Source organism: Ornithinimicrobium carbonis (assembly GCF_977012275.1).
This window is the reverse complement of the sequence record NZ_OZ348993.1, coordinates 2986970-3003007: the sequence shown is the minus strand read 5'-3', so window position 1 is coordinate 3003007 and position 16038 is coordinate 2986970. Positions and strand designations below refer to the sequence as shown.

Here is a 16038-nt window from a genome sequence, read left to right as displayed (position 1 = left end):
CCCGGAGGAGAGACCGACATGAGCCTTCCTGCAGACCCCAGCGACAAGCTCGCCGCCTACGCCCACCCCGAGCGGCTGGTGACCACGTCCTGGCTCGCCGAGCACCTCGGCGACGACGGGCTGGTGGTGCTCGAGTCCGACGAGGACGTCCTGCTCTACGACACGGGCCACGTCCCCGGCGCCCTCAAGCTCGACTGGCACACCGACCTCAACGACCCGCTGACCCGCGACTACGTCGACGGCGAGCACTTCGCCCAGGTCATGGGCGAGCGCGGCGTCGGCCGGGACACCACCGTGGTGATCTACGGCGACAAGTCCAACTGGTGGGCCTCCTACGCGCTGTGGGTGATGACCCTGTTCGGCCACGAGGACGTGCGCCTGCTGGACGGGGGCCGCGCGGCCTGGATCGACGAGGGTCGTGAGCTCACCACCGAGGTCCCGCAGGTCGAGCCGGCCGACTACCCGGTGGTCGAGCGCGACGACACCCGCGTGCGCGCCTTCCGGGACGACGTGCTCGCCCACCTGGGCGGTCCGCTCGTCGACGTGCGCAGCCCGGGGGAGTACTCCGGCGAGCTGCTGCACATGCCCGACTACCCGCAGGAGGGCGCGATGCGCGGGGGGCACATCCCCGGTGCCCGGTCGGTGCCGTGGGCCCGGGCGGCCAACGAGGACGGGACGTTCAAGGCCCGTGAGGAGCTGGAGGCGATCTACCTCGCCGAGCAGGGCCTGGACCCCGCCGAGGAGACCGTGGCCTACTGCCGCATCGGCGAGCGCTCCAGCCACACCTGGTTCGTGCTGACCCACCTGCTCGGGTTCGAGAAGGTCCGCAACTACGACGGCAGCTGGACCGAGTGGGGCAACTCCGTCGGTGTGCCGGTGGAGCGCTGATGGCACCGGCGGACGAGCGCGCCGACCTGCCGCGCGCGATGGCCGAGCTGGCCGAGGACTTCCACGCGGTCACCCAGCGGGAACGCCTGCAGCTGCTGCTCGAGCTGAGCCAGGAGCTCCCCGGGCTGCCGGAGCGCTACGCCGGGAAGCTGGACACGATGGAGCGCGTGGACGAGTGCCAGTCGCCGCTCTTCCTGGCCGTGGAGGTCGAGGACGACGCCGACCGCACCGTGCACCTGTTCTTCGACGCCCCGGCCGAGGCGCCGACCACCCGGGGGTTCGCCGGGATCCTGCACGAGGGGCTGGACGGACTGCCCGCCGAGGAGGTCCTCGACGTGCCCGACGACGCGCCCTACCGGTTCGGCCTCGCCGAGGCCGTCTCCCCGCTGCGCATGCGCGGGATGGTCGGGATGCTCAGCCGCATCAAGCGGCAGGTGCGCCTGCGCAGCCAGGCCCTGACCGTCGGGGGTGGCGCATGAGCAGCCCCGGCACCGACGAGGGCGCCGACCAGGTCGAGATCGAGTGGACCGGGGGAGCCGACCCCGACGCCTCCGACGAGGAGCCCGCTGACGACCCCTCCGGCCCGGACGGCACGGGGCGGATGGCGGACGCCCTCCGCGCCGGCCTGGAGGACTTCGAGCTCACCGACGAGGACCTGTCGCTGGTGGAGTCGCAGGGCCCCGGCGAGGACGAGGACGACGAGGCCCTGCGGCCCGTCGTGGCCGTGGTGGGCCGCCCCAACGTGGGCAAGTCCAGCCTGGTCAACCGGATCCTGGGCCGCCGCGAGGCCGTCGTGGAGGACGTCCCCGGGGTGACCCGGGACCGGGTCGCCTACGACGCGGACTGGTCGGGGCGCCGGTTCACCGTCGTCGACACCGGTGGCTGGGAGGTGGACGCCAGCGGCATCCACCTGCGGGTCGCCGAGCAGGCGGAGGTGGCCGTGGAGCTGGCCGACGCGGTCCTGTTCGTCGTGGACGCCACCGTGGGCGCCACCGACACCGACGAGCAGGTCGTCCGCCTGCTCCGCCGGTCGGGCAAGCCGGTCGTCCTGGTGGCCAACAAGGTCGACGACCTGCGCCAGGAGGCGGACGCCGCCACCCTGTGGTCGCTGGGTCTGGGCCAGCCCTGGCCGGTCTCGGCCCTGCACGGACGCGGCTCGGGCGACGTCCTGGACGCGCTCCTGGACGTCCTGCCGGACGAGACCTCGGTCGCCGGGGCCTACCCGCGGGGCGGCCCCCGCCGGGTGGCCCTGCTCGGCCGGCCGAACGTCGGCAAGTCCTCGCTGCTCAACCGGCTCGCCGGCACCGAGCGCGTGGTGGTCGACGCGGTCGCGGGGACCACCCGCGACCCCGTGGACGAGCTCGTCGAGCTCGGCGGCAAGGTCTGGCGCTTCGTGGACACCGCGGGCATCCGCCGGCGGGTGCACCAGACCAGGGGCGCTGACTTCTACGCCTCGCTGCGCACGCAGACGGCCCTGGAGAAGGCCGAGGTGGCCGTCGTCCTGATCGACGTCTCCGAGCCGATCGCCGAGCAGGACATCCGCGTGGTCCAGCAGGTCGTGGACTCCGGCCGCGCCCTCGTCATCGGTTACAACAAGTGGGACATCCTCGACGACGAGCGCCGGCACTACCTGGAGCGGGAGATCGAGCGCGAACTGGTCCAGATCCAGTGGGCGCCGCGGGTGAACCTGTCCGCCTCGACGGGCCGGAACGTGGCCAGGCTGGTGCCCGCGCTGGAGACGGCGCTGGACTCGTGGGACCGCCGGGTGCCCACGGCCCGCCTCAACGCCTTCTTCGGCGAGGTCGTGGCGGCACACCCCCACCCCGTCCGCAGCGGCAAGCAGCCCCGCATCCTGTTCGCCACCCAGGCCTCGACCCGGCCGCCGACCTTCGTGCTCTTCTCCTCCGGGTTCATCGAGCACGGCTACCGGCGTTTCCTGGAGCGGCGCCTGCGGGAGGAGTTCGGCTTCGAGGGCACCCCGATCCAGATCTCGGTGCGCGTCCGGGAGCGGCGCAGCCGCCGCTGAGCCCGTCGCGGAGGCTCCTGACCACCGCCGTCGCGGATTCGTGGGCGGGGCCGGGGATGGGCTAAGGTGATCCTCGCCCGCACGGGCCTCGGGCTGTGGCGCAGCTTGGTAGCGCACTTGACTGGGGGTCAAGGGGTCGCAGGTTCAAATCCTGTCAGCCCGACCGAGAAGCAGCACGTCAGGGGCGGTCCCGGAACCATCCGGGACCGCCCCTGACGCGTGTCCCGGCGGGGTGCTCGGAGCTCTGTCCTGCGAGCGGCGGTCGGTCTCGGCCCGCTCGTCGGAGAGCTGGCAGGTCCCGGGCTGCTCCTCCTCCTCGGGGCGCCCCGTCCCGTGGCGGTGCCGTCCAGGAGGGAGACCGTGGCGGTCCGCCGAACTCACCGCCGCCCCGCCCTAGACTGCTCCCATGAGTGCGCCATCGGGGGACGGGACGCGGCCCCGGGAGGACCAGCGGGTCCTGCCGGTGAGCGACCGGCTGCTCACCGTGCCCAACGTGCTCAGCATCGTGCGGCTCCTGGGGCTGCCGGTCTTCATCTGGCTGCTGGTCACGGGCCACCTCGTCTGGGCCGCCGCCGTCCTCGTGGCCTCGGGGTTCACCGACTACCTCGACGGCAAGATCGCCCGGCACTACGGGGTGGTGACCCGGCTGGGCCAGCTGCTCGACCCGATCGCCGACCGGCTCTACATCGCCACCACGCTGCTCAGCCTCGCGGCGACGGGCGTCGTGGGCTGGTGGCTGGTCGCCGTCCTCGTCGCCCGGGACGTCTTCATCGCGGCCATGTACCCGCTCGTGCGCCGCCACCACCTGCCGATCCCGGCCGTGGACTTCGTCGGCAAGGCGGCGACCTTCAACCTCCTGGGCGCGTTCCCGCTGCTGCTGCTGGGCCACGTGCCCGGGTGGTGGAGCGTGCCGGCCCTGGCCACCGGGTGGGCCCTGGCCTGGTGGGGCGTGGGGCTGTACTGGGTCACCGGCCTCGTGTACGCCGGCCAGGTCCGTGGCATGCTCGCCCAGCGGCGCACGCTGGAGGCGAGGGTATGAGGATCCCGCACCGGGGGCAGGCACGTCCCGACCCCAACCCGGCCGCCTCGATGGCGCTGCTCGACGAGGTCCTGGACCCCCCGCTCGGCCCGGGGTACCATTCCGCCGCCGAGCGGCGCGAGCAGGCCGGTCTGCCACCCTCCTCGGGCTACCGGACCTGGCTGCTCCTGGTGACCTCGCTCCTGCTGGGCCTGCTCGTCACGGTCTCCGCCGGCGCGCTGCGCGCCCCGGACCCGGCGGCCGCCCAGACGCGGACCTCGCTCATCGAGCGCATCGAGGCGACGCAGGAGATCGGCGACGAGCAGCGGGCCCTGGTCGAGCAGCTGCGGGCCGACATCCTGGAGCTGGAGCAGCAGCGGGCCAGCGCGGACGAGGGCCCGGATGCCGGTGCCGAGGTCGCGGCCGCCGGCACGGCGGTGGGGGCCACGGCCGTCCGCGGGCCGGGCGTGGTCGTCCTGCTCGAGGACGCCACCGCCGGGGTCGACGCCGCCCCGGGGGAGGACGTCGATCCCGAACGGGTCAACGCCCGGGACATCCAGCTCGTCGTCAACGGCCTGTGGGCCGCGGGGGCGGAGGCGGTCTCGGTCAACGGGCACCGCCTCACCTCGATGTCGGCGATCCGCTACGCCGGCGAGGCGGTCGTCGTGGACTTCCGCAGCCTGGCACCCCCCTACGAGATCCGGGCCATCGGCGATCCGACCGCTCTGCTGGCCGAGACGAGCACGGGGGTCACCGGCACCTACCTGGGTCAGCTGCGCGCCCAGCTCGGGATCCGCTCGGAGGTCACGGCGCCCCAGGAGGTCGTCGTCGACCCGGCGGAGCGACTGACCACCCGGGTGGGGCGGGTCCCCGCACCACCCACCACCGAGGAGGACGCATGATCCCGCTCATCGGGCTGGCCCTGGGCGTGCTCCTGGGGCTGGTCGTCAGCCCCGAGGTCCCCCTCTGGCTGCAGCCCTACCTGCCCATCGCCGTGATCGCGGCGCTCGACGCCGTCTTCGGCGCCACCCGCGCCGCGCTCGAGGGGATCTTCAACGACCGCGTCTTCGTCATCTCGATCCTGTCCAACGTGGTGGTCGCCGCCCTCATCGTCTTCCTCGGCAACCAGCTCGGTGTGGGGGCCCAGCTCTCCACCGGGGTCGTCGTGGTCCTGGGGCTGCGCATCTTCTCCAACGTCGCCGCGATCCGACGGCACCTCCTGGGGGCCTGATGGGTGCCACACCCCGGCCCCGCGGGCCGCTGGCCCGGATCCGGCGACGACCCGAGTCGGACCCCACCCCGGCGCAGGCCCGGCGCCGCCTGCGCGCGATCACCTCGCTGCGGATGGCCCCCGGCCAGGTGGTGGCCGCCGTCATCACCGCCCTGCTGGGCATCGCCCTGGTCGCCCAGGTGAGGGCCCAGGACGAGGCCGGCCTGAGCCAGCTGCGCGAGAGCGAGCTGGTGGCCCTGCTCGACGACGTCTCCGGACGGGTCGACGCGCTCCAGCGGGAGGTGGTCGAGCTGGAGGCGGACCGTCGCCAGCTCCAGGGCCAGCAGGGGGACGTGGCCGCCGCGGACGCCGCCCGGCAGCGGCTCGAGTCGTACGCCATCCTCGCCGGCACGGTGCCGGTGGAGGGACCGGGGATCACCGTCGTCGTCGACGACCCGGACGGGGTGATGACGCAGACGATGCTCCTCGACGCCGTGCAGGAGCTGCGCGACGCCGGTGCGGAGGCGATCCAGGTCGGGAACGTGCGGGTCGTCGCCTCCAGCCACGTCGGCGTGGCGGGGGGAGCGGCGGCCGGCACGGTCACCCTCGACGGGGCGGTGCTCGTCCCGCCGTTCCGCATCGTGGCCGTCGGGGAGGCGCACACGCTCGCCGGCGGCCTGGCCATCCCCGGAGGCTTCCTGGACAGCCTGCGGGGGGCCGGGGCCTCCGCCCAGGTCGTCGAGGACGAGCAGGTGCTCGTGGACGCCGTCCGACCGGCTCCGGACCCCCGGTGGGCCGAGCCGGTCCCCGCGACCCCCTCCTCGTAGGGTAGAAAAGGACACACACCACCGGCAGGCGCAGCGCCGGGCCGCCCCACACCGAGGAGAGCCATGAGCACCTTGCAGTACCCCGACGACCTTCGGTACACCACCGACCACGAGTGGGTCCGCGAACTGGGTGACGGCGTGGTCCGGATCGGCATCACCGCCTACGCCCAGGACGCGCTCGGAGACGTCGTCTACGTCTCCCTTCCCACGGTCGGCGACACCGTGGCGGTGGGCGACGCCGTGGGAGAGGTGGAGTCGACCAAGTCCGTCAGCGACATCTACGCGCCCGTCGCGGGAGAGATCACGGGCACCAACGACGCCCTCGACGGCACGCCCGAGCTGCTGAACACCGACACGTACGGCGAGGGCTGGATGTACGAGGTGAAGGTGGAGGACCCGGCCGTCCTGGAGAGCCTGCTGGACGCCTCCGCGTACCAGGCCACCCTCGACTGAGCCGCCCCGGGCGCTGTCGGCGCCCTGCACTAGAGTGGGTGACCGGTGGCCGACCATGTCGGGCACCGGTCCCTCTCGTCCCCGGACCACCGCGCACCACCAGGAAGGTCAGCACCGTGAGCGACCGCGACCGTGAGCACCACGACTTCGGCACCGACCCCGCCACGGCGCGCCTGCCCGGGGGGGCGGAGCTGCCCGCGGCGGACTACACCTTCGACGACGAGGCGCCCCGGCTCTCCCCGGAGGACCAGCGCACCGTCGACGCGCTGCGCCCCGGTACCGCCCTGCTGATCGTGCTCCGCGGGCCCAACGCCGGAGCCCGCTTCCTCCTCGACGCCGACGAGGTCAGTTCGGGCCGCCACCCCAACAGCGACATCTTCCTCGACGACGTGACGGTCTCCCGCCGCCACGCGGTCTTCGCCCGGGAGGGGGAGGGCTACCTGGTGCGCGACGTGGGATCGCTCAACGGCACCTACGTCAACCGCGAGCGCATCGACGAGGCGGTCCTGCACCAGGGGGACGAGGTCCAGATCGGCAAGTTCCGGCTGGTCTACTACCGCAGCCGCTCGTGACGTCGGCGGCACGGGCCGAGGGGACTCCCGAGGGCGTCTCGATCGGGGCGGTCCTGCGCGAGCTGCAGCCGGACTTCCCCGACCTGACGATCTCCAAGATCCGCTACCTGGAGACTGAGGGGCTCATCTCCCCGGACCGGCGCGCCTCGGGCTACCGGCTCTTCGCCCCGGCGGACGTGGCCAGGCTGCGGTTCATCCTCACCGCCCAGCGGGACCGGTTCTGGCCGCTGCGGGTCATCAAGGACGCGCTGGACCGTCTGGACCAGGGGATGGACGTCCCCGGACTGACCGACGGGGCGGCGCCCGACGGGCCGGCCCTCGGGAGCCAGGAGGCCGGGGGGAGCCAGGAGGAGGAGCGGTCCGGACCGCCCGTCGCCGACCTCAGCGCCGCCGCCCTGCGTCGCCGCCGGGCCGTGCGCCTCACCCCGCTGGAGCTGCGCGAGCGCACCGGTCTGGACCGGGGGGCCTACGGTCACCTGGTGGCCTTCGGGCTCCTGCGCACCGACGGCTCCGGGCGGCACCACGCCGACGACCTCGACGTGGCGGCCGCGGCCGCGTCGCTGGCGCGCTACGGGCTGGAGGCCAGGCACCTGCGCGCCTTCCGGGTGGGTGCCGACCGGGAGATCGGCCTGGCCGCCCAGATCCTGGAGCCGTTGCGGCGTCGCCGTGCCCGGGGCGCCGAGGGCCCGGACCCGGCCCAGGCGGAGGCCGAGCTGCTCTCCACGATGCTTGCCCTGCACGTCGCGCTCGTGCGTTCCGGCCTCGCCCGCGGGCACTGAGGGCGGCGGGCGGACCTGCACCGGAGTACCGTGGGCAGGGTGAAGGAGCTCGACGTCCTCGGAGTGCGGGTGGAGATGCCCACCAACAGCCCCATCGTGCTGCTGCGGGAGCGCGACGGCCAACGGTACGTGCCGATCTGGATCGGAGCCCCCGAGGCGACCGCCATCGCGTACGCCCAGCAGGGCGTGGAGCCCCCCCGCCCGCTCACCCACGACCTGATGGTGGACGTCGTCGAGGCCCTCGGGCGACGGCTGGAGCAGGTGCACGTCACCGCGGTGGAGAAGGGCACCTTCTACGCCGAGCTGCACTTCGACGGGGGAACGGTCGTCTCCGCCCGCCCCTCCGACGCCATCGCGCTGGCCCTGCGGACGGCGACCTCCATCCTGGCGCCCGAGGAGCTGCTCGACGAGGTGGGGATCATCATGGCGGTCGAGGAGGAGGACGAGGTCGAACGTTTCCGCGAGTTCCTCGACAACGTCTCCGCCGAGGACTTCGAGGAGTGAGGCCGGCCACGCCGTGCACCGGCACAGAGCACGTCCCCGGCGCGTCGGTCGTTGACCGGGCCGTCCGGGCCACCTACGGTCAGGGTGTGCACACGGTGCACATCAGTCACACCATTCACACGTTCGAGGAGGACCGGTGATCGCTGGCGCAGACCCCGGCAGCCAGGCTGGGACCGGTCGGGACGTCCGCCCCGCCCAGGGCGTGCTGTTCACCGAGGACATCCCCGCCCTCGACGAGACCATCGGTTTCCGGGGCCCCACGGCCTGCGGGGCGGCCGGCGTCACCTACCGCCAGCTGGACTACTGGGCCCGGACGGGCCTGCTCGAGCCGTCGGTGCGCAACCCCAGCGGATCGGGCACCCAGCGCCTCTACAGCTTTCGGGACATCCTGGTGCTGAAGATCATCAAGCGGCTGCTGGACACCGGTGTCTCGCTGCAGCAGATCCGCGTGGCCGTCACGGCGCTGCGGGAGCGCGGGGTGGAGGACCTGGCCCGGATCACGCTGATGAGCGACGGCGCCAGCGTCTACGAGTGCACCAGCGACGACGAGGTGATCGACCTGGTGCGCGGCGGCCAGGGCGTCTTCGGCATCGCCGTCGGCAGCGTCTGGCGCGAGGTCGAGGGACAGCTGTCCCAACTCCCCGGCGAGCGTGCGGACGACCCGGTGGTCAGCCACCCCGGCGACGAGCTGTCCGCCCGCCGGCGGGCCCGCCTCACCTCCTGAGCCGCACCTCCTGCGGCGCACCCCCGAACCGCACGGACGTGCGGACCGGCCGGTTGCTGCTAGATTGGCGGTGCCGTCGACGCCGCGCGGGAGAGTCCCCACGCACATGGTCGTGGGGCGCCGAAGGGGCAATCTCCCCGACAAGCTCTCAGGCGCCAGGACCGCGCGGACCAGGCAACTCTGGAACGCGCGCGCCGTCGCGGGCGGACAGAGGGGGAGGGCCCCTGCCCCCCTGCCACGAGGAGCACGACGATGACCACCGACACCACCCCCACCTCGGACGCCCCGACCTCACCGTCCGACACCGTTACGACCGACGACGCCGGCCTGCTGGGGCCGGACACGCTGTCGGACTTCGTGTCCCGGCACGTGGGACCCCGTCCCGGCGAGGTCGACCAGATGCTGGAGGTGCTCGGCTACGACAGCCTCGAGGCGCTGGTCGACGCGGCCGTCCCCCCGGCGATCCGGTCCACCGAGCCGCTGTCCGTGCAGGCCGCGCCCAGCGAGCAGGCCGTCCTCGCCGAGCTGCGGGACATCGCCTCGCGCAACAGCGTGCTCACCTCGATGATCGGCCTGGGCTACTACGGCACCCAGACGCCGCCGGTGGTCAAGCGCAACGTCCTGGAGAACCCGGCCTGGTACACCGCGTACACGCCCTACCAGCCGGAGATCTCCCAGGGGAGGCTCGAGGCCCTGCTCACCTTCCAGACCATGGTCGCCGACCTGACCGGTCTGGACATCGCCGGTGCCTCCCTGCTCGACGAGGGCACGGCGGCAGCGGAGGCGATGGCGCTGATGCGGCGCAACAGCAAGGCGGCCCAGGACGCGGTGCTCGTCGTCGACCAGCACCTGCTGCCGCAGACGCTCGGGGTGCTCACCACCCGGGCCACCCCGCTGGGCATCGACGTCGTCCCGGCCGACCTGGAGGACGTGGCCGACGCGGCCGCCCTGCGGGCGGTCTGCGGGGACCGGGAGGTCTTCGGGGTCGTCGTCCAGTACCCCGGTGCCGACGGTCAGATCCGTGACTGGGGCAGGCTCGCGGACGCCGTGCACGAGGCGGGGGCCCTGCTCACCGTGGCCGCCGACCTGCTGGCCCTGACCCTCATGGTCCCGCCCGGCGCCTGGGGGGCCGACGTCGCCGTCGGCACCACCCAGCGCTTCGGCGTGCCGATGGGGTTCGGCGGTCCGCACGCCGGCTACCTGAGCATCCGAGGGGGCCTGGAGCGCTCCCTGCCCGGTCGGCTCGTCGGCGTGAGCAGGGACGCCGACGGCAACCCGGCCTACCGGCTGGCCCTGCAGACCCGCGAGCAGCACATCCGCCGGGAGAAGGCCACCTCCAACATCACCACCGCCCAGGTCCTCCTGGCCGTCATGGCCGGGATGTATGCCGTGTGGCACGGGCCGGACGGTCTGCGCCGGATCGCGCTGGAGACGCACGCCAAGGCACGGTCCCTGGCCGAGGCCCTGACCGCCGGCGGGCTCGAGCTGGGGGTCGAGCGCTACTTCGACACGCTCACCGTCCGGGCCCCGGGACGGGCCGCCGAGGTGCTGGCCGCCGCCCTGGAGCGCGGGATCAACCTGTGGCAGGTCGACGAGGACACCGTCCTGCTCTCCACCGACGAGCTGACCACGCTGGCGGACCTGCAGGCCGTCGCCGAGGCCTTCGACGTCGAGCCGCCCGCGGAGGTCGCCGCCGTGGACGCGCCCGCGTGGGGGGAGCTGTCGCGGTCGCAGGAGCAGAGCTACCTCACCCACCCGGTGTTCACCTCCTACCGCAGCGAGACCTCGATGCTGCGCTACATCCGCAGCCTCTCCGACAAGGACTTCGCGCTGGACCGCGGCATGATCCCGCTCGGTTCCTGCACGATGAAGCTGAACGCCACCACGGAGATGGAGCCCGTCACCTGGCCCGAGTTCGGCGCGCTGCACCCGTTCGCGCCCGCCGACCAGAGCGAGGGGACCCGTGAGGTGGTCCGCCAGCTCTCGGAGTGGCTGTGCGAGATCACCGGCTACGACGAGATCTCCCTGCAGCCCAACGCCGGGTCCCAGGGCGAGTTCGCCGGTCTGCTGGCGATCCGGCGCTACCACCAGGCCAACGGGGACGACCAGCGCCGGATCTGCCTGATCCCTTCCAGCGCCCACGGCACCAACGCCGCGAGCGCGGTCATGGCGGGGCTGACGGTGGTCGTGGTCCGCAGCACGGCCGAGGGCGAGGTCGACCTGGAGGACCTGCGCAGCAAGATCGACAAGCACGGCGACGAGGTCGCCGCGGTCATGGTGACCTACCCCTCGACGCACGGCGTCTACGAGGACACGATCACCGAGCTGTGCGAGCTGGTGCACGCCGCGGGCGGGCAGGTCTACCTCGACGGGGCCAACCTCAACGCCATGATGGGCATCGCCAGGCCGGGCGAGTTCGGCAGCGACGTGTCGCACCTGAACCTGCACAAGACGTTCACCATCCCCCACGGCGGTGGTGGACCCGGGGTGGGCCCGATCGGCGTCCGCTCCCACCTGGCGCCCTACCTGCCCAACCACCCGGTCGTCGCCGACGCCGGGCCGGAGAGCGGCGTGGGGCCCATCTCGGCCGCCCCGTACGGGTCGGCCAGCATCCTGCCGATCTCCTGGGCCTACATCCGCCTGGTCGGCGGAGCGGGACTGACCCGGTCCTCCCAGGTCGCGGTGCTCAACGCCAACTACGTCGCGGCCCGCCTGCGCGAGCACTACCCGGTCCTCTACACCGGTGCGGAAGGACTGGTCGCGCACGAGTGCATCCTCGACCTGCGGGGCCTGACCAAGGAGACCGGCGTGACGGTCGACGACGTCGCCAAGCGGCTCATCGACTACGGGTTCCACGCCCCGACGATGTCCTTCCCGGTCTCCGGCACGCTCATGGTCGAGCCGACCGAGTCCGAGGACAAGGAGGAGCTGGACCGCTTCGTCGAGGCGATGGTGGCGATCCGCCGGGAGATGGACGAGGCGGCCCGGGACGGCGTCGAGGACAGCGTGCTGCGCCAGGCCCCGCACACCGCGCTCTCCCTGGCGGGGGAGTGGGAGCACCCCTACGACCGCATGGCGGCGGCCTTCCCGGCCGGGGTCGACCCCAGCCGCAAGTACTGGCCGCCGGTGCGTCGCATCGACGGGGTGTACGGGGACCGCAACCTCGTCAGCTCCTGGCCTCGGGCGGAGGAGAGCGCCGACTGAAGCCCCGGTGCCCGTGGCCGCAGGTCACGGGCACCAGGGATGTGCGCCCGCCCCTCGCCAACACCCCTGCGGTGTGCTTGGATCGGCGCATGGGCCAGGAAGTGAGTCAGGCGGAGTTCACCCGCGAGCAGCGCCTGCGGTTCCGCGAGAAGGTGCTCACCGACCTCGTCGCCTTCGAGCGGATGCTCGAGGGCAGCCGGTTCGACTTCACCCGCCCGCTCATGGGGCTGGAGATCGAGCTCAACCTCGTCGACGGCGAGACGCTGGCCCCGGCCCTGCTCAACCGGGAGGTGCTCGCCGACCTGGGCGAGGAGGACTTCCAGACCGAGGTCGGGCGCTACAACATCGAGATGAACGTCCCCCCGCGGCCGATGGCCGGCGACCAGGCCGTGCGCCTGGACCGGTTCCTGGGCCAGTCCCTGCGCCGCGCCGGTGACGCCGCAAGGGGACACGGCGCGCGGGTGGCCGAGGTGGGGATCGTGCCCACCCTGACCGCCGAGCTGTTCGAGGACCCGTGGCTCTCCGACGGGGTGCGCTACCAGGCGCTCAACGACTCGCTCCTGCGCGAGCGCGGCGAGGGCATGGAGCTGGACATCGAGGGCCCAACGGGCGAGCGCGTGTCCAGCTACCACGACACGATCGGGCCGCTGTCGGGGTGCACCTCGGTCCAGCTGCACCAGCAGGTCACCCCGCAGGACTTCCCGGTCTACTGGAACGCCGCCTCGGTCATCTCCAGCCTCCAGGTCGCCATGGGGGCCAACTCGCCCTACCTGTTCGGGCGCCGGCTGTGGGCCGAGACGCGCATCCCGCTGTTCACCCAGATGGTGGACACCCGGTCGGTGGAGCTGAAGTACCAGGGCGTCCGTCCGCGGGCCTACTTCGGCAACAACTGGATCACCTCGATCTTCGACCTCTTCGAGGAGAACGTCCGTTCCTTCCCCGCCCTGCTGCCCGAGAGCTCGGACGAGGACTGCATGGCCGTGCTCGAGGGCGGCGGGGTCCCGGAGCTGAAGGACCTCAAGCTGCACAACGGCACGGTGTGGCGGTGGAACCGGCCGATCTACGACACCAGCCAGGGGGTTCCGCACCTGCGGGTGGAGAACCGGGTGCTCCCGGCCGGGCCGTCGGTCGTGGACACGGTGGCCAACGCCTGCTTCTACTACGGCCTGCTCGAGGCGGCCACCACCAGCGGTCGGCCGATCTGGACCAAGATGGCCTTCCGCACGGCCGAGAAGAACTTCGTCGACGCCGCCAAGCACGGCATCGAGTCGGTGCACACCTGGCCCGGGCTGGGCAGGATGCCCGTCACCGAGCTCGTCGCCGACCACCTGCTCGGCGTCGCCGACGACGGTCTGGCGGCCCTGGGTCTGCGGCGGGAGGTGCGCAGCCACTACCTCTCGGTCATCGAGGGCCGGTGCCGGACCCGGACCAACGGGGCCAGCTGGCAGGTCGCGGTCACCGAGTCCTACGAGGCGGCCGGCTACGAGCGTGCGGACGCGCTGCGCGAGATGTTCCGGCACTACATGGACCACTCGGAGGAGAACGCTCCCGTGCACACGTGGCCCCTGCCCGAGCCGGCCCCGCTGCCGCAGGACGCACGGCCCCGTGGGTGAGGACGCCCTGCGCTCGGTCTCCCTCACCCGGACCGGGCCCACCACCTTCGAGGCCACCAACTCCCGCGGCGGCACCATCCCGGTCGGGGCCGGCAGCAGCGGGAGCACCGACTTCAGCCCCGTCGAGCTCCTCCTCGTCGGGGTGGCCGGATGCTCCGGGATCGACATCGACCTGCTGACCTCGCGCCTGGCCGAGCCGCAGTCCTTCACGGTCTCCGCCGCTGCCGAGAAGGTCCGCGACGAGCAGGGCAACCACCTGGGTCCGGTCACCGTGACCGTGCAGGTGAGCTTCCCGCCGGGGGAGGCGGGCGACGCCGCCCGCGCGCGCCTGCCCGACGCCGTGGCCCGGTCCCGGGACCGTCTGTGCACCGTCTCCCGCACGGTGCAGCTGCCCACCCCGGTCGGGTTCGTCGTTCCCCCGGACCCGGCGACCGGCCCCTAGTCACTCCGTCGTCGCCTCCTGGGCGGTCGAGGCGACCGGCGCGCTGCCGCCGGACGGGCCGGTGTCGTCGGGGTGAAGCGGCGCCGTGTGCAGGTGCCCCGACTCGCGCAGCTGCTCCTGGACCACGTGCGCGCCCTTGATGCCCATGAGCGCCCGCGGGTGGATCGGCTGACCGGCGCGCAGCACCGAGATCCGCCCGTTCGGCTCCAGCACCGCCAGCGCCACCTGGGACGGGTGGCTGATCCCGGCCTGCCGCATGGAGCTCCACAGCATCGGCATCGTCAGGCCGTAGTGCGCCAGGCTGTCGGTGCGCACCCGGCCGTCGACCGCCAGCACGACGGCCCGCCCGCGCTGGCCGCCGGGCAGCTGGGGCAGCGGCGGCAGCGGCAGCCGCCGCAGGCCGCGGAAGACCAGCTCCAGGCCCGCCAGCGTCCCGAGGGCGACCAGCCCGCCGGCCAGCGTCGGGACGTGCCCCATGGTGGCCCGCCCGACGATGGCACCCAGCACGGTGACCACGGCCAGGTCCAGCGAGCGCGGGCTGGACCACAGCCGCTGCCCCCACAGCCGCAGGACGGCGCCGAAGACGAAGTAGACCGTCACCGTGCTGATCAGGACGGCCAGCGCGCCGGCGGGCGTGATGCCCAGGTAGTACCACAGGTCCGTGCTCATGGCAGCCCATCGTGGCACCTCGACGACCTGGGCCGGTGCAGGCGGGCCTAAACCGGTGGCGCCCCGCCGCGGGGCGGCCCAGACTGGCCCCATGCACGAGACGACGAGCACCCGCAGCAGCAGGACCGCGGAGCCGGCCCCCACCTATCGCTGGGGACGTCTGGCCCTGGACGACGTCGGGGCCTGGTCCGGGCTGGTCAACCACCTGGCCGAGGCCGACGGCACCGAGGAGTTCTACCAGCCGGAGGACCTCGCCGAGGAGCTGAGCGGCCACGGCGTCGACCCTGCCCGCGACACCTGGGCCGTCTGGGCGGGGGAGGAGCTGGTCGCCTGGACCGCGGTCGGCTGCCCGCCCACCCCGGACCACGAGGGGTCCGGCCGGGCCCACCTGGAGGGGGGCGTGCACCCCGACCACCGGGGGCGCGGGCTGGGTCGCGCCCTGATGGACGCCGCCGAGGCCAGGGCCGCCGAGCTGGTCGCCGAACGGCACCCCGGCCGTCCGGCCCACCTCTCCGTCGGGGCCGGCCTCGTCGGGTCGTCGGCCCAGGCGATGCTGCACCGGCGCGGGTACGCCGACGTCCGCTGGTTCGACATGCTCGCCCGGCCCCTCGACGACGTACCTCCCGCACCGGCCGGGACCGCGGGTGTGCGGCTGGTCAGCCCGGCGCCCGAGCACGAGGAGGCCGTGCGCGAGGCCCACAACCTGGCGTTCAAGGACCACTGGGGGTCCGGTCCGGCGGCGCCCGAGCCGTGGCACGAGCGCTGGGTGGGTCGTTCGGCCCGACCGGCCCTGTCCACCCTGGCCCTGGACGAGGACGGCCGCGTCCTCAGCTACGTCCTGGTCGGCGAGTGGGTCGAGCGGCACGCCTACGTCAACCTCGTCGGCACCGTGCCGGAGGCGCGCGGACGGGGTCTGGCGGCCGCCTGCCTGGTCCGCACGGTCCGGGAGGCCGCGGGGGCCGGGAGCTACGACGTCATCGAGCTGGACGTGGACTCCGACAGCCCCACCGGCGCGACCCGGCTCTACGAGCGGGTGGGGTTCACCCGCAAGCTCCGGACCGTGGCGATGCGGCGGCCGCTGCCTCTCTGAGCGCGCCCAGTAGGCTCGC

General features: G+C 73.3%; 17 protein-coding genes, 1 tRNA gene and 1 riboswitch. Of the genes, 17 read left to right on the top strand and 1 reads right to left on the bottom strand.

Going from position 1 to position 16038, the window contains the following annotated elements; translation table 11 throughout:
- The first annotated feature begins 18 nt into the window (after positions 1–18).
- The 16 genes from ACWHYA_RS13800 to ACWHYA_RS13725 all read left to right on the top strand — a co-directional run bounded on the left by ACWHYA_RS13800 (position 19) and on the right by ACWHYA_RS13725 (position 14260).
- A complete protein-coding gene (locus tag ACWHYA_RS13800) occupies positions 19–888 on the top strand; it encodes a sulfurtransferase (protein WP_425942631.1) in 870 nt (289 codons plus the stop codon).
- Positions 888–1367 (top strand): SufE family protein, encoded by a 480-nt coding sequence (locus ACWHYA_RS13795; protein WP_425942630.1) that lies wholly within the window; start codon positions 888–890, stop codon positions 1365–1367. The genes ACWHYA_RS13800 and ACWHYA_RS13795 overlap by 1 nt, the downstream gene beginning before the upstream one ends.
- A complete protein-coding gene (gene der, locus ACWHYA_RS13790) occupies positions 1364–2914 on the top strand; it encodes a ribosome biogenesis GTPase Der (protein ID WP_425942629.1) in 1551 nt (516 codons plus the stop codon). The genes ACWHYA_RS13795 and der overlap by 4 nt, the downstream gene beginning before the upstream one ends.
- Before the next feature lie 89 nt (positions 2915–3003).
- A tRNA-Pro gene (locus ACWHYA_RS13785) sits at positions 3004–3077 on the top strand.
- Between the two features lie 243 nt (positions 3078–3320).
- Positions 3321–3953 carry a CDP-alcohol phosphatidyltransferase family protein gene (locus ACWHYA_RS13780; RefSeq protein ID WP_425942628.1) on the top strand — a complete coding sequence of 211 codons (633 nt, stop codon included), beginning with the start codon at positions 3321–3323 and terminating at the stop codon, positions 3951–3953.
- A complete protein-coding gene (locus ACWHYA_RS13775) occupies positions 3950–4834 on the top strand; it encodes a DUF881 domain-containing protein (RefSeq protein WP_425942627.1) in 885 nt (294 codons plus the stop codon). The genes ACWHYA_RS13780 and ACWHYA_RS13775 overlap by 4 nt, the downstream gene beginning before the upstream one ends.
- Positions 4831–5163, top strand: coding sequence for a small basic family protein (locus tag ACWHYA_RS13770; RefSeq protein ID WP_425942626.1), 333 nt, complete (start codon positions 4831–4833; stop codon positions 5161–5163). Before ACWHYA_RS13775 ends, ACWHYA_RS13770 begins: the two co-directional genes overlap by 4 nt.
- Positions 5163–5969, top strand: coding sequence for a DUF881 domain-containing protein (locus tag ACWHYA_RS13765; RefSeq protein WP_425942625.1), 807 nt, complete (start codon positions 5163–5165; stop codon positions 5967–5969). The genes ACWHYA_RS13770 and ACWHYA_RS13765 overlap by 1 nt, the downstream gene beginning before the upstream one ends.
- 63 nt (positions 5970–6032) lie before the next feature.
- A complete protein-coding gene (gcvH, locus tag ACWHYA_RS13760) occupies positions 6033–6422 on the top strand; it encodes a glycine cleavage system protein GcvH (RefSeq protein ID WP_425942624.1) in 390 nt (129 codons plus the stop codon).
- Between the two features lie 116 nt (positions 6423–6538).
- Positions 6539–6994 (top strand): FHA domain-containing protein, encoded by a 456-nt coding sequence (locus ACWHYA_RS13755; RefSeq protein ID WP_425942623.1) that lies wholly within the window; start codon positions 6539–6541, stop codon positions 6992–6994.
- On the top strand, positions 6991–7773 hold the full coding sequence (gene ftsR / locus ACWHYA_RS13750) for a transcriptional regulator FtsR (protein WP_425942622.1): 783 nt from the start codon (positions 6991–6993) through the stop codon (positions 7771–7773). Before ACWHYA_RS13755 ends, ftsR begins: the two co-directional genes overlap by 4 nt.
- A gap of 39 nt (positions 7774–7812) precedes the next feature.
- On the top strand, positions 7813–8277 hold the full coding sequence (locus ACWHYA_RS13745; RefSeq protein ID WP_425942621.1) for a bifunctional nuclease family protein: 465 nt from the start codon (positions 7813–7815) through the stop codon (positions 8275–8277).
- A gap of 136 nt (positions 8278–8413) precedes the next feature.
- Complete coding sequence (locus tag ACWHYA_RS13740) at positions 8414–9001, top strand: MerR family transcriptional regulator (protein ID WP_425942620.1); 588 nt, start codon at positions 8414–8416, stop codon at positions 8999–9001.
- Between the two features lie 77 nt (positions 9002–9078).
- Positions 9079–9175, top strand: a riboswitch (glycine riboswitch).
- A gap of 78 nt (positions 9176–9253) precedes the next feature.
- Entirely contained in the window at positions 9254–12205 is a 2952-nt protein-coding gene (gcvP, locus tag ACWHYA_RS13735) for an aminomethyl-transferring glycine dehydrogenase (RefSeq protein WP_425942619.1), read from the top strand.
- An 89-nt stretch (positions 12206–12294) separates the two neighbouring features.
- Positions 12295–13818 (top strand): glutamate--cysteine ligase, encoded by a 1524-nt coding sequence (locus ACWHYA_RS13730; RefSeq protein ID WP_425942618.1) that lies wholly within the window; start codon positions 12295–12297, stop codon positions 13816–13818.
- Positions 13811–14260, top strand: a complete 450-nt coding sequence (locus ACWHYA_RS13725; protein WP_425942617.1) for an OsmC family protein — start codon at positions 13811–13813, stop codon at positions 14258–14260. The genes ACWHYA_RS13730 and ACWHYA_RS13725 overlap by 8 nt, the downstream gene beginning before the upstream one ends.
- Here ACWHYA_RS13725 and ACWHYA_RS13720 read toward each other — a convergent pair whose 3' ends face one another.
- Positions 14261–14929, bottom strand: coding sequence for a DUF421 domain-containing protein (locus ACWHYA_RS13720; RefSeq protein WP_425942616.1), 669 nt, complete (start codon positions 14927–14929; stop codon positions 14261–14263). It abuts the gene before it with no gap.
- Positions 14930–15020: 91 nt separating this feature from the next.
- On the opposite strand from ACWHYA_RS13720, the gene ACWHYA_RS13715 reads away from it, so the two are divergent.
- Complete coding sequence (locus tag ACWHYA_RS13715) at positions 15021–16019, top strand: GNAT family N-acetyltransferase (RefSeq protein WP_425942615.1); 999 nt, start codon at positions 15021–15023, stop codon at positions 16017–16019.
- The last annotated feature ends 19 nt before the right edge of the window (positions 16020–16038 follow it).

Coding starts and splice junctions, on each gene's coding strand:
- ACWHYA_RS13800 (WP_425942631.1), top strand. CDS start 19: ATGAGCCTTCCTGCAGACCCCAGCGACAAGCTCGCCGCCTACGCCCAC.
- ACWHYA_RS13795 (WP_425942630.1), top strand. CDS start 888: ATGGCACCGGCGGACGAGCGCGCCGACCTGCCGCGCGCGATGGCCGAG.
- der (WP_425942629.1), top strand. CDS start 1,364: ATGAGCAGCCCCGGCACCGACGAGGGCGCCGACCAGGTCGAGATCGAG.
- ACWHYA_RS13780 (WP_425942628.1), top strand. CDS start 3,321: ATGAGTGCGCCATCGGGGGACGGGACGCGGCCCCGGGAGGACCAGCGG.
- ACWHYA_RS13775 (WP_425942627.1), top strand. CDS start 3,950: ATGAGGATCCCGCACCGGGGGCAGGCACGTCCCGACCCCAACCCGGCC.
- ACWHYA_RS13770 (WP_425942626.1), top strand. CDS start 4,831: ATGATCCCGCTCATCGGGCTGGCCCTGGGCGTGCTCCTGGGGCTGGTC.
- ACWHYA_RS13765 (WP_425942625.1), top strand. CDS start 5,163: ATGGGTGCCACACCCCGGCCCCGCGGGCCGCTGGCCCGGATCCGGCGA.
- gcvH (WP_425942624.1), top strand. CDS start 6,033: ATGAGCACCTTGCAGTACCCCGACGACCTTCGGTACACCACCGACCAC.
- gcvP (WP_425942619.1), top strand. CDS start 9,254: ATGACCACCGACACCACCCCCACCTCGGACGCCCCGACCTCACCGTCC.
- ACWHYA_RS13730 (WP_425942618.1), top strand. CDS start 12,295: ATGGGCCAGGAAGTGAGTCAGGCGGAGTTCACCCGCGAGCAGCGCCTG.
- ACWHYA_RS13720 (WP_425942616.1), bottom strand. CDS start 14,929: ATGAGCACGGACCTGTGGTACTACCTGGGCATCACGCCCGCCGGCGCG.
- ACWHYA_RS13715 (WP_425942615.1), top strand. CDS start 15,021: ATGCACGAGACGACGAGCACCCGCAGCAGCAGGACCGCGGAGCCGGCC.